15 protein-coding genes are annotated in these 11960 nt (G+C 55.6%); 6 read left to right on the top strand and 9 right to left on the bottom strand.

The genetic code is table 11. The annotated features are described in order from the left end of the window. Positions 1 to 137: 137 nt before the first annotated feature. The 5 genes from VJS46_RS04025 to VJS46_RS04005 all read right to left on the bottom strand — a co-directional run bounded on the left by VJS46_RS04025 (position 138) and on the right by VJS46_RS04005 (position 3506). Positions 138 to 662 (bottom strand): hypothetical protein, encoded by a 525-nt coding sequence (locus tag VJS46_RS04025; protein ID WP_324058052.1) that lies wholly within the window; start codon positions 660 to 662, stop codon positions 138 to 140. A 5-nt stretch (positions 663 to 667) separates the two neighbouring features. Beyond that, entirely contained in the window at positions 668 to 901 is a 234-nt protein-coding gene (locus VJS46_RS04020; RefSeq protein ID WP_324058051.1) for a hypothetical protein, read from the bottom strand. A gap of 47 nt (positions 902 to 948) precedes the next feature. After that, a complete protein-coding gene (locus tag VJS46_RS04015; RefSeq protein WP_324058050.1) occupies positions 949 to 2229 on the bottom strand; it encodes a site-specific integrase in 1281 nt (426 codons plus the stop codon). Positions 2230 to 2567: 338 nt separating this feature from the next. After that, positions 2568 to 3068 carry an ImmA/IrrE family metallo-endopeptidase gene (locus VJS46_RS04010; RefSeq protein ID WP_324058049.1) on the bottom strand — a complete coding sequence of 167 codons (501 nt, stop codon included), beginning with the start codon at positions 3066 to 3068 and terminating at the stop codon, positions 2568 to 2570. A 63-nt stretch (positions 3069 to 3131) separates the two neighbouring features. Further along, positions 3132 to 3506 carry a helix-turn-helix transcriptional regulator gene (locus tag VJS46_RS04005; RefSeq protein WP_324058048.1) on the bottom strand — a complete coding sequence of 125 codons (375 nt, stop codon included), beginning with the start codon at positions 3504 to 3506 and terminating at the stop codon, positions 3132 to 3134. A 170-nt stretch (positions 3507 to 3676) separates the two neighbouring features. On the opposite strand from VJS46_RS04005, the gene VJS46_RS04000 reads away from it, so the two are divergent. Together VJS46_RS04000 and VJS46_RS03995 are read left to right on the top strand one after the other, a co-directional pair. After that, positions 3677 to 3901 (top strand): DUF2188 domain-containing protein, encoded by a 225-nt coding sequence (locus VJS46_RS04000; RefSeq protein WP_037486966.1) that lies wholly within the window; start codon positions 3677 to 3679, stop codon positions 3899 to 3901. A gap of 49 nt (positions 3902 to 3950) precedes the next feature. Next, positions 3951 to 4208, top strand: a complete 258-nt coding sequence (locus tag VJS46_RS03995; RefSeq protein ID WP_324058047.1) for a hypothetical protein — start codon at positions 3951 to 3953, stop codon at positions 4206 to 4208. 308 nt (positions 4209 to 4516) lie between these two features. Here VJS46_RS03995 and VJS46_RS03990 read toward each other — a convergent pair whose 3' ends face one another. Continuing rightward, the gene (locus tag VJS46_RS03990; RefSeq protein WP_324058046.1) at positions 4517 to 4999 is read right to left on the bottom strand and encodes a hypothetical protein; all 483 of its coding nucleotides are present in this window, start codon (positions 4997 to 4999) and stop codon (positions 4517 to 4519) included. A 53-nt stretch (positions 5000 to 5052) separates the two neighbouring features. Beyond that, on the bottom strand, positions 5053 to 5304 hold the full coding sequence (locus VJS46_RS03985; RefSeq protein ID WP_324058045.1) for a helix-turn-helix transcriptional regulator: 252 nt from the start codon (positions 5302 to 5304) through the stop codon (positions 5053 to 5055). A 25-nt stretch (positions 5305 to 5329) separates the two neighbouring features. On the opposite strand from VJS46_RS03985, the gene VJS46_RS03980 reads away from it, so the two are divergent. The 3 genes from VJS46_RS03980 (at position 5330) to VJS46_RS03970 (ending at position 9873) form a co-directional block, all read left to right on the top strand. Beyond that, positions 5330 to 5854 (top strand): hypothetical protein, encoded by a 525-nt coding sequence (locus VJS46_RS03980; RefSeq protein ID WP_324058044.1) that lies wholly within the window; start codon positions 5330 to 5332, stop codon positions 5852 to 5854. A gap of 732 nt (positions 5855 to 6586) precedes the next feature. After that, complete coding sequence (locus VJS46_RS03975) at positions 6587 to 8935, top strand: ATP-binding protein (RefSeq protein ID WP_324058043.1); 2349 nt, start codon at positions 6587 to 6589, stop codon at positions 8933 to 8935. 2 nt (positions 8936 to 8937) lie between these two features. Then, positions 8938 to 9873, top strand: coding sequence for a hypothetical protein (locus VJS46_RS03970; protein ID WP_324058042.1), 936 nt, complete (start codon positions 8938 to 8940; stop codon positions 9871 to 9873). On the opposite strand, the gene VJS46_RS03965 is transcribed toward VJS46_RS03970, so the two are convergent. Next, entirely contained in the window at positions 9823 to 11118 is a 1296-nt protein-coding gene (locus tag VJS46_RS03965) for a DNA cytosine methyltransferase (protein WP_324058041.1), read from the bottom strand. The genes VJS46_RS03970 and VJS46_RS03965 overlap by 51 nt on opposite strands. Before the next feature lie 195 nt (positions 11119 to 11313). Between VJS46_RS03965 and VJS46_RS03960 the strand changes: the two genes are divergently transcribed. After that, positions 11314 to 11499 carry a hypothetical protein gene (locus VJS46_RS03960; protein ID WP_324058040.1) on the top strand — a complete coding sequence of 62 codons (186 nt, stop codon included), beginning with the start codon at positions 11314 to 11316 and terminating at the stop codon, positions 11497 to 11499. Here the strand turns inward: VJS46_RS03960 and VJS46_RS03955 are convergent. Beyond that, positions 11477 to 11914 carry a very short patch repair endonuclease gene (locus VJS46_RS03955; protein WP_324058039.1) on the bottom strand — a complete coding sequence of 146 codons (438 nt, stop codon included), beginning with the start codon at positions 11912 to 11914 and terminating at the stop codon, positions 11477 to 11479. The two genes, VJS46_RS03960 and VJS46_RS03955, sit on opposite strands and share 23 nt — an antisense overlap. Positions 11915 to 11960: the final 46 nt, after the last annotated feature.

Below are 11960 nucleotides of genomic sequence, written 5' to 3'. Positions count from 1 at the left end.
TGCCTCGACCTCGGGGTGGTCGAAGATCGAGGTCCGAGGCTGCACCATTTCGCCTACACGCCCGCTACCGCAGAGCTGATTTTCACGACCTGCGATGGCCACAAGCGGCGCCCAAGGCACCAGTAGACTAGCCGGCGTTAGGCGGCTTCGAGCATCTCCAGTCGCCGAGTGAAATTGTCTGGCTGACCCTCATGCAGTTCGAGAAAGCGGTTGGCTTCTTTGACGATCCGCGCCTCGATTACCGCCTCGCGATCTATCCTCGACTGGGCGTGGAGCCACTCGGTGACTTCGAGCCAATCCCAAAGCGGGCTGTTCGAGGTGACGCGGGCGACGGGGTTGGGAAATCCCGAGCCGCGTTCGGCCTTGGTGTAGAGCGAGATCGCTTGGCGCGTGAGGCCGGAGCGTTCGGCGATGTCGCTGAGACTCACCAGATAGTCGGGTTCGACTCGTTCGACCTTGGCGCCCGTCTTGAGAATGTCCTCATAGGCCGACGCCACCGCCTTGGAGAAGGACACGGCTTCACGCGCGAACTCGGCGATGATCACGCCCTTTTGGAACGACAGGGTCGCATCGTCGCAGCCCGCCTCGAAGAAACGGTCTTCATAGCCTTCCAACTCGGGATCGAGACCGGAGGCGACAATCGTGAACTCGTGCGTCTTCATCTCAATCACTCCGCGCCCGGATGGGGGCACCGCGCCACATCACGCCGGATCGCCTTGGCATGGTTCTCTGCGTTGCGCGGAGTGCTCCACACCGAGACCATGCAGCCGTCCCGGTCAGCCCAGGGGCAATAGAGCCGCCCCCAGGCATGGCCGCTGATCGGAGCCACCCGCCAGCCCAGCGCTTCCGCATGGGCAACGGCTGCCTCGATCTCCTTGTTCGGATGGCGTGGTCTTGCCATTCGATCCAACTCCCTATCGTCTATCTGTTGACATTTGTCAACATCATTCAAGATTTGCTGCTACGCGGCTGCCCCAGCGCCGCCGCCAGTTGCTCGCCAACCCGATCTGCCGCGAGTTTCGATGGATCCATCTCGACATGGGCGTAGATCATCGTCGAGCGCATGTTGGCATGGCCGAGGATCGCACCGGTGAGTGCCAGCGCTTCGCCGCTCGATGTCGCGATCGCGCCCATGGTGTGGCGCAGCGTGTGCGGCGTGACGCCCTCCAGATTGGCCTTCTTGACGATCTTCGGCCAAACCTTCTTGGTGCCTTGGAAGAAACCCTCTCCGCTGTCGGCGGGGAAGACGAACTCCGAGTCCACGCTGCGCTGAATGGTTTTTAGCAGCTTGACTGCGGCAGCTGCCAATGGGCGCACCGACCGTCCGGTCTTGCTGTCCGCCAGCACGAGCAGGCCGCGTTCGAAATCGATCTCGTCCCATTTTAGTTCGGCGATCTCCTGGCGGCGGCACCCGGTCAGCACCCAGAGCCGGGTGATCTGGAGCGCCTTGAGGTTCATGCCCTCTGCCTCGAGTTCGTCCAGCGCCGTGCCCAGCTGCTTGATCTCGTCAATCGACAGGAAGCGCTCGCGGCGATTATCGGTCTTACGCACCACTGCCTTCTCGCATGGATTGGCCTCGACGATTTCGCGGCGGACGGCAAAGCTGAAGACCGCTGAAAGATCGCGGAACACCTTTCGGGCAGCACCATCGCCGCCCCGGACGACAATCCGCTTGCGGTGACCGATCTTGGTGTCGCTTGCAGACTTGCCCGTAGCGACGTCGCGGATGAAGCGCTCGATCTCGCCCACATTGACCTCAGACACACGCTTGCTCCCGAGAAGGGGAACGACATGGTGGCGAAGGCGGGCGATGGTGTAGGTCTTCGTCCGCTCCTTCATCGGCTCGCCCTGGCGTTTGCCGCGCTGGATGAAGCAACCTTCCTTCTCATACAGATCGATCAGCCCGGACATCTTGAGCTCGTCGCGTTTGGCGTTGCGCTTCATCGCGGGATCATCGCCCACGGTTGCTTCGGCAAGGATCTGCTGCGCCTTCTTGCGCGCCTGCTCGACGGTCACTGCGCCATAGCGCCCGACCGTGACATAGCGACGCGGCGCTGAGCGGCCGCCGCCATCGGCGCGGTAGCGCACGACAAAGGTCTTTACGCCCGAGGTGCCAACGCGCAGGCCGAACCCCGGAACCTGGCTGTCCCAAACGTCGTACCGTTTGTCCGACGGCGCGCAGCCATCGACGGTGCGCTTGGTCAGCACGGTTTGAGAGGTGTTACGCATGACAAAGCTCCGACTTGCCAAAGATGCTGCTGGCGTCCACATGGCGTCCACCGAACTGGCAATTGGTGGACACCAACCGGATGCTCTGGCGTAATCGGGATGTCAATAAAATTGCTGTTTTACAGGACTTTCGAGAAGGATTAGAAAAGTTGGCGTAGTCACGGCGGAGGCATTAGGTAACTTTGCCAAGGTTGGGGTCGAGGGTTCGAATCCCTTCGCCCGCTCCAGTTTTTCCATATAATTCAGTGAGATGACCGCCCTTCGGGCGAGGCGAAATTGCGCCTCCATTCTGTGTCGCCACCATGTCGCCACGCGACAAGCTATTTCCTACATATCCTCTAGGCGGATCGGCGATACGATAGACGCTTTTCAACGCCTGTCATTCGGCAGCGCCAGTTGCATAGGTCCAAGCTGACTCCAAACATCTGAGCGATCTGAGCCGCGCTTTTGCCGGCCCCTCGATGATGCAGCAAAGCAGCTTCTGGCAACAGCAACGCCGCTCCCAGCCAATCGGCTTCACTCTCCTGATCGTCGGAATAGTCGGAAAGCAAGACCATACCGCTTACCGAAGCTACCGCGCTGGCTGGAGCGTGGTCGAGCATTATATGAGCCAGTTCGTGCATGAGTGTAGCGCATTGCCGTGCCCGACTATGAATCGGATTTAGTACGATCAGTTTCATGCCGCGTTCGGCTAAGGTCATTCCAGACCAAGAGTCTGGGTCATTGACCATAAGCTGAGCGGCGTGTTCAACCGCTAGACCGAGTTCATCGGCTCCGCGCACTAGTACGCCCCGATGGGCTGCCGTCCTCCAAGGATCGAGAACGTCGATCTTTGCCAATCCAAGCTCGGCACGGACTGAAGCTGCAATCCGTTCCGATTCGGCTTTGAAGCCCCGACGCATTTACTGCTGCTGGAGAGTTTTGAGATGGGCGTCGAGAGCGTCCTGAGCAGCCAATATGAGCGCTCCAAGTGATGTGGCCGTATCCGTCGAGACCGTTTTTTTCTTTCGGAAATGAACGACCGCAGGACGTTCTTCCTGTGCAGTGCTAGTTTCGACCCCCAAGAACTGGGCTGGATCGATCTCTAGCCATCGACAGATTTTGGCAAAGGTGGCGAGGTCCGGCACATTGCCATTTTCGACGCGCGATAAAGTGGCCGGGCTCACGTTGGCTTCCAACGCAGCCGCTCGAATCCCTCTTCCTTCGCGCCTTCTACTAATTAGGCGCCCTAATTCTTCAATGGGAAGGCGGCCCTGATCCTCGATAGGAAGCGCCATATAATCTCCACGCGCTGACGGGTTGACTCGCCCGGCACCGACGTCCATAGTGTTGCACATGTAAGACAAGTCGTCTCATATATGAGACTGTCTTACCCATAAGACGGGGAATCATTTCCAAGGGGCTGAGTCAAGCCTTTCTGGCGGTTTCCGAGACGAAAGGTACGATTATGGCCGGTAAGAATCAGTATGTGGTTCGCAGAGGTGATGGTTGGGGCGTACGTGGCGAAGGTAACAGCCGCCTCACTGCGTCTTACGATACTCAGCGACAAGCCATCGAGCGTGGACGGGAAATCGCCCGCAACCAGGGTTCGGAACTTCGGATTCAGGGGAGCGATGCCAAGTTCCGCGAGGCATGGTCCTACGGGAACGACCCTTTCCCGCCGGAGGGATGATCCGAGTGGGCCGCACCCAGCGGGTGCGGCCATTTTTATGGAGAGCCAAATGCAGATCGATGGAGCTCTCGTACGAGAGCAGGGGATTACCTTCGCTGTCGTTGCAGTGAAAAAGCATGTGGTCGACAATCGTGCGCAAGCGCTGTCAACGGCAAGGAGTTTTGCCCCCTTGTTTCAAAATGTCCCCATTGTGCTGATGGGGCAGGACAGCACCGGTCGCGCGACCTTTTTTGGTCGGCAGGACATTGTCAGATTCCTTTCGCGCATCTCGCTCAACCGTCTGCCGTGGAAGCGTTACACCGTCTGAGGAACTGAAGATGGCGAGGCTCAGCGGACTTATGCCGATGGGCAACGGATAATCGCTTGGTTCAGGAGGAGTGAATGTACAAACCGCGAAAGATTCATCCACCCCGTCCACCTAAGCCGGTGGACCGCTTGCAAAACATGAAAACCATCCGGCCAATTGGCAAAACGAAGTGGGTCCGCGCCCATTGGCGTTATGATTACGACCGCCGACAGTGGGAGTGGGTCTTGGGGCACTGGGCAAAGTAGGAGGCGAGGGAATCTTCTGGACTGGCTCGACCGTCGCTCATTCGCGGTTGAGGCAATTGGGGATCACGCCCCCAGCCGATGCGGGTCGTTGGCGAACGGTGGCTTACCGTGAACGTGCCGGAAGGAAGCGATTAGCTCTGCCTCGACCTCGACGGGAACGCATCCCGGCGTCTCTTTCCATCCTACAATCAACTGGTCTGGGAACGGCAACTGCCAGATCAAGCGTCCGCCCCAATGCCCAACGGGCTTGCCTGCGCCAAAATCTGCATATTGCGTGAGACGACGGCGTAGCTGGTCGGCTTTCCCTATATAAACCACTTCTGCACCATCGACCCAGTTGGCAGTGAGCGCGTCCAACGCGACTGTCGGGTCTTTGCCTTTGAACCAACCGCCGCAACTGCGTTCGGAGAATGCTACCGGGCCTTCTGCATTGTAGGTGACGACATAAACTCCACCGGTAGTAGGACAGCCGCTCGTTCGAATGGCTGCGAATGGCAGCCAGCCGGTAAAGCCCGTTTTTTCAAGATTCGACCGCGTAAACATCATGGCGGCGCATAGCATATTTCCTCAGTGACGCAGGCTGTTTCAATGCATCTGCGTCAACTGGGACGATTCATGCGTGTCACGATTTCGCTGAAAAGCTCGGCTGCATCGCGGTTCAAGGCGGCTGCTATAGCCATGAACTCGATGACATCGATCCGCCGTTCGCCTCGCTCAATGTTGCTGATGTAGGACTGAGCGCGATCCAATCGCTCTGAAAGCTGCACCTGGGTCACGCCCTTCGAGCGGCGAACTTCACGAAGCGCACGAATGAAATCTTGGTGCTGTTTCGTGAAAATTGTCTTCGCCATGCCCTGCTGCCGAACGGGTTGGCGAATGAATTATATGCTGTTATCGAATATGCAGTTTTCTAATATTTGGGGCGAGACTGCGATGACGTGCGCAAGATGGCTGTGTCTGACACTGCCCGTTCTACTGGCTGCTTGTGGTGGCACGGCCAATTCGCAGCCCGATGCCAGTGCATCGGAATCAAAAGCAAACGAACCCTCGGAGGCAAAGGCTTCAATGGATCAACGCGTGCGTGACGCGGTGTTGGCCAAGCTGCGTGACCCGGATAGCGCCAAGTTTCGGAATGTCCGCAAGCTGGGCATGATTGGTGAAGGCGTTCCCGACAGCCCGGCGGTTTACTGCGGGGAAGTGAACGCCAAAAACGCAATGGGAGGCTACCCCGGATTTGTCCATTTCGCGGTGATGCCGCTGGGCGAGAATGGCGGAATCTCGATGGGCAAAGACCCGGTAAGCATCACAGATGAGAATGAACCGGCTAGCGCGATGGCCTACATGGCTTTTTGTCAGGATGAGAAGGGACGCGATCAGACTGGGCAGCCGGTAATGTTCTGAATAGGGGTAGCTTCCTATGTGAATAGCTACCCCTCTCGTGCCCATGGTTTTTGGGTAATGAATTGATAGGTAGTCGGTTCTACCTACTCAAGATTGATGTCGTTGTTCCATATCTCATCATGCGTGCGGGGTTTGTTGGGGCGCGCAGATTGCTCCTCATTTCATGGCTCGGGGCGTCGATCCACGCAAAGACCACCCGAAGGATGCCAGCATCCCATTTGTGCCAAAGAGTCATACTGCGGGCAGGGCTGGAATCTGAAACATGATTCCTCGGCGGTCTTCTAGTCATTTCGTCCTCTGCCAGAATGACGCAGACAGCGTTGCAGCCGTTTCATTTATGTTTGCATCGCTCAGCCCGTTAGGAAGCCCGACAAGTCCAAAGCGCCTGCCAGCGCGCGCGATGTCATTCCATCGTGTGAATCATCGGCATTCCACCGTTGTGCGACTCCCAGAGGCGGCAGAGCACGTCCCCCTTGAAAATGTTTCATCAAGATTTGGTCGTTGCGTCGCTGAGCAGCGCTGATGGCGGCTCTCAAAGCGAAATGTTCCCGAAGCGCATTTTTGGCGGGTCGCGTGCGAGCCACTTGAGGGCGTTAGGGGTGAGGATTGGGCGCGAAAAGGCTCGGGGGTAACAAGGGGGGACTTAGCCAAGACGCGCCTGCTCGCCGCCAAGGCATGGGCAGTTGCAAGATGTGCCTCCCGTCGTATAGCTGGACGGGTGCGGAGGGAGCATTGAAAAAACCAGAAGTTCATTTTGACGTTAGCGTTGGGTTAAAGCGCGTCCTCGGACGCGAGCTAATCACCGACGACGAAGTGGCCATCCTGGAGATGGTGAAGAACTCCTTCGATGCAGGAGCGAAGGATGTTCACCTTTATTTTGACTCAGAGCGAATCCTCGTAGTCGATGACGGCTCTGGCATGGATGAGGATGACCTGAGGAACAAATGGCTTTTCGTGGCATACTCGGCGAAGCGTGCTGCGAACGCTGAAGACTTTCGGGACAAAGCCGCAAGCCGCGGCTACCTTGCTGGCAGCAAGGGGATTGGGAGGTTTTCCTCCGATCGATTGGGTCAGGTTCTCACGCTGCAAACCAGGCCGAGAGGCAAGGCCGCGCAAGCGCACCGGCTAGAGATCGATTGGTCCAAATTTGAACAAGACGACCGCCAGCATTTTGAGACCATTCCTGTCGATTACGAAGCGATAGAAAAGTTCAGCCTTCCTCCAGAACTGAAGGAGCTGGAGGCTCGTCTCTCCAATGGGACAATCATTGAAATCACGAATCTGCGGAAGGTCTGGGATCGAGATGACCTTGTCTCGCTGAAGGCGACCCTCTCCAAGCTGATCAATCCGTTTGGCAATGAGGTGGATGAATTCTCGATTGAGATCACCGCACCAGCAGAGCGGGATGCCGACAACGCCGCAAAAAGGAAGGCGGAAAGAAGCAACGAAGAGGTCTCTTCTCGCGATATTGTGAATGGCAAAGTCGGAAATTTCATATTTTCGGCTTTACAGGATAAAACGACGTTCATCACGGTCAAGATAGAAGATGGTCGTATTCGTTCACAGCTCACAGACCGAGGCGAGGTTATATACGAGATAACGGAGCCAAACCCCTATACGAAATTGGAAGGAGCAGGTTTTTATTGTGAGCTATATTATCTAAATCAGTCTGCTAAGGTTACGTTTGCACGTCGCATTGGCCTTCCATCGGTTCAATTTGGATCAGTATTCCTGTTCCGAAATGGGTTTCGAGTTTACCCTGTTGGTGAAGCTGACTTTGATTGGTTCGGCTATGACCGTCGGAAGCAACAGGGCTACAGCCGTTTTCTCGGTAGCCGAGAGATAATTGGACGAGTTGATGTCAATGGCCCCGACGAAGAATTCCAAGAAGCGTCGAGCCGAAACCAGGGGCTCATAGATACGCCTTCAGTTCGTGAGTTGAAGCAGTGCTTTATGGAGCACTGTCTCAAGCGCCTCGAAAAGTATGTTGTTCCCGTGTCTTGGGCTGACAGTGCAGATGCTACTGCGGAAGACCTCTCTCGTCTTTTGACTGATCCTGGGAGAGCGCGCGTAGCGGAGGTAGTGGCCAAATTGATCGACAACGATGACGTTGAGCTTCTCCGGTATAGCCAAAGGCTGATTGGGATTCTTAACGAGCGTTCCGAGCGATTTGAAGCCTCTCTATCTAGTTTACGATCTATCGCAGAGAAGACCGACGATAGGAAGTTTCTGGATGGCCTCGCGAACGCTGAGCGACGCTTCGAGGAGCTTAAGAAGGCTGAGGCAGAAGCGCGAAAGGTTGCCGACCAGCAGCGCGCTGCCACGTTTCGGGCCACTGAGCGTGCTGAGAAGGCTGAAGCCAGAGCGGAAATCGACAGGCGTCGGGCGAATTTTCTTGAAGGCGCGGTGAGCCTCGATGTTCAGAAGGTGCTGAATCTACACCATCAGGTCACAATCTATTCCGTTGAATTGAACCAACAGATTGAGAACCTGATGCAGGACACACGCGGGAAAAAGAGTATTTCGCGTGATGAACTGGTCAGTGCTCTTGAGCAAATTTCCATGCTGAATCGCCGTATCGAATCTGCCACCAAGTTTGCGATGATGGCAAACTTTGATTTAGATTCGGGCATGGTAGAAACCGACCTGCCCAGCTTTATAGAGGAATATATAAACAAGATTTCCGTTCTTTCGGGAACGAAGCGGACCCGCGTGAAGGTGAGCAACGATCACTCAGGAATGCAGGCGCGGTTTAATCCTATGGATATTTCCATCGTAGTGGAAAACTTGATCAGCAATGCGAAGAAAGCGAATGCACGCGAGGTCGCATTTGAGATTTCTGGGAAAGATAGCAAAGCCGTTCTAATGAGCGTTACTGATAACGGCGATGGGCTTTCTCGCGATACGGACCCGAAACGCATCTTCGAAATGGGTTATACCACGGGACCAACTGGCTCTGGCCTGGGCTTATATCATGTGCGGCAGGTATTGGGAGAAATGAACGGAAGCATTGAACTTGACGAAGATCACGAGGGGCGTGGTATGACCTTCAAGATCGTTATTGCACCGCGACGGAAGTAGGCATGAGACTCGATTTTAATGTACTTTGGGTCGATGACCAGCCGGGCAATATGAACGCGTCCGTGCAAACTCTTCGGCGGGGAATGGCTGACGAAGGCTTCGACTTGAGGCATGTTTTTTGCTCAACCATGGATGATGTAAAAGCGCAAATTGCAGATGACGTCTTCCGTGATGAAATTGACCTTATTTTAGTGGATTGGGATCTTGGAAAGGACAAGCCAAGCGGGGAAGAGGTGATTGCCGAAATTCGCGAGACGGTGCCCTATAAGGACATCATATTCTATTCAGCGAATGCGAATGTAGCCCAGCTAAAACAGGCATCATATGCGGCTGGAAATGAAGGCGTCTATTTTGTTGTCCGCCCTGAGCTGGTGAATGAGGCCATACAACTCTTCCACACAATGATTAAGAAGGTGCTCGACTTAGATCACACCCGTGGCATCGTCATGGGGGCTACCAGTGACGTTGATCAAATGGCGCGCGAGTGTCTCGGCCTTGCCCATGATTTGTTGGATGATGCGGAAAAGGCTGGTGTACTTGACGAAATGGTCAAGCTTCTCAATGAGAAGGTGCCATCACTAGAAAAGCGCGTAGGCAAGCTTGTGGCCGATCCTCAAGTGAGTGTCATTTTGGCTGAACATGCGGTGTTCACCGCCAATGATGGGCTGCGAATTCTCGCAAGGCTTTTGGACCTTCCGAACTTCGAAGCGCAGAAACCGCATCAGGTTGGGGTGAAGCGCTATATCCAGGAGGTCGTGCCGAAACGGAATATCCTTGGCCATAAGGTGCTAACGCCAGAAGGTAAGCCAGCGGGAATTGCCGGGACGACAAGCGCGGAGGTCATATCAATCGATGAGATGCGCGCCCTCCGAAAACTCCTGCTTGAGCTAAGAAACGAGTTCAAGCTTCTGCACGGAACCTTCGCCCCGCCTTCGTAGCTGAGCCGGCGATGACGGCCCCAGTTTCGCGTTGGCAATGACTTCGGCAAGGGCTTCCCCGATTGCGCGTGCTGCTAACGGTGGCACAGCGTTAGCTACTTGGGTGAAACGCGGCACTTCGTGCTGCCTACGCTCTCCCCCGGTCGTGTACTTGCCTTCGAACTTGAACCAATCCGGGAAAGACTGGAGTCGAGCGTTTTCGCGAACGGTGAGGGTCCGAGGCTCTGCATAGTGCAAAAGATCGTCGGGCATGCTGGTGATTGTCGGCGAGGGCATGTCGGGGTCTAATACGCGCAGGGCTTGCTTCTTGAGGCCATAGCGGTGGCGAATATCTGCGCCGACACTCGTGTTAAGCCGTCCCTCAGCGTGACAAATCTCGATGATTTCGCCAAATCGTTTTTCGATTTCGGGGCGGTGACGGGCTAGCCGAAGATCGCTAACCAGCTTTGCGCCCACACCCATCAGCTTTTGATATGCGGTTCGGCGATTGCTAGGTACGATTTCCAAAAAGCCCTTTGTATCGGCGCTTGGCTTTGTCCCGCCCTTGCCTTTTTCGAGGTCGGAGATTGCTGACCACGCGGAAACGGGGGCTTGGAGCCCCTGATTTCGAAGAAACTTAGGCAAGCGGTCTTTGATGATGTCAAACGGGTCTATGTCACCAAGCGCAGGAACCATGGCGATCAAGAAATATCTTGTACGCTGCTGAGGTACGCCAAAGGCGGAGAGGTCTATCAAGCGCTCATGGACAACGTAGCGATCAGCAAGCAGCTCCCGTAGCTCCGTCGCATAATTGTTGACGGATTCATCCTTGCCGAAGTTCATGGTAAAGCCGCGCACGTTCTCCATCAGCACGATCTTGGGTTCGAGCAGGCGCACTAGCTCGACGTAGGACTTGAATAGCCGGTTTCGCGGATCATCGGCTTTGCGCCGCCCAGCCGATGAAAACCCTTGGCATGGCGGGCCTCCCGCCAGAATATCCACCTCATTGCGAAGGGCCACGAGATTGCTCCGGTATTCCTCGATAAGCTGGTCAATCGCGAAGTGTTTCTTCGGAAGCCATCTGGGCCAAGCAAACTTGCTCTTTGTATCGCGGTCGATAAGGTTCCTGCGAAGTGTTAAGAAGGCGAATTCGTCCTTCTCAATCGCAAAAAGTCCGTTTAAGCCTGCCTGCATCAAGCCTAATGAAAGCCCCCCACAGCCCGCAAAAGCATCAATAAATACAGGGTTTTGGTTGCGGCGCGCCATGCTTCCCCGATCAAAAGTTTTGAATCTTCATTATGCCCGTGATTTGAGCTGTTGGCCAGGCTCAATTTTCGCCGCATGTCAACAGTCGAAATCGTGCGTGCCAACGGCTGCTGCGCGTGACTGGCATCAGCAAATGGGCTAGCCTGACTGCACGCAGCTGAACGCTGTGCATCCTCGACTAACGCTGGAGGCAATATGGGTAGCGAGCTGCAACGCTGGGCTTTGGTGGAGCGGCAGTTCCTGAACGATGACGTAAAATGGCTGAAGGCAGGTGCGAAGCTGATTTCGCCGAGTGGCGAGGACATTAGCGCGTTGAAATTGGAGCAGCTTCAGGCCCGCCTCGAACACCTTCAGAAGGCTATTGATGGGGAGCTGGATTAGCATCCGTTGCTTGGAGGAAGTCCTCTATCCTTCCAAGCAACGCGACCATGTCGCAAAGCTCGCATTCCCAAACAACAAGAACGCGCCAGCCCATATCTACCAATGTTTCGGAATGCGTCCTGTCCCGCGCCTTTGTCCGCGCAATTTTCGTTTCCCAGTACTCCATATTGGATGTCGGGATTCGACCGGACGGGCATCCTTCATGATTGTGCCAAAAGCATCCGTGAACGAACAGCGCGGCTTGGTAACGCGGAAGCGTAATGTCGGGTTTCCCAGGCAGCTTCGGATCGTGCAGCCGAAACCGATAACCTCGCATATGTAGCATTGACCGCACGAGCTTTTCAGGGCGAGTGTCCTTACTCCGCACGCCACGCATGATCTTGCTGCGCTTTTCGGGTGAAACGAAGTCTACCATCGCTGCCGACCGCCTTCGCATCTCGGTTGTTGCATATGTTCTGTGA

The sequence above is a fragment of the Rhizorhapis sp. genome, from assembly GCF_035276005.1.
In the GTDB taxonomy this organism is placed as follows: Bacteria; Pseudomonadota; Alphaproteobacteria; order Sphingomonadales; family Sphingomonadaceae; genus Rhizorhapis.
Note: the sequence above shows the minus strand (reverse complement) of the source record. Positions and strands in the feature narration are given on the sequence as shown.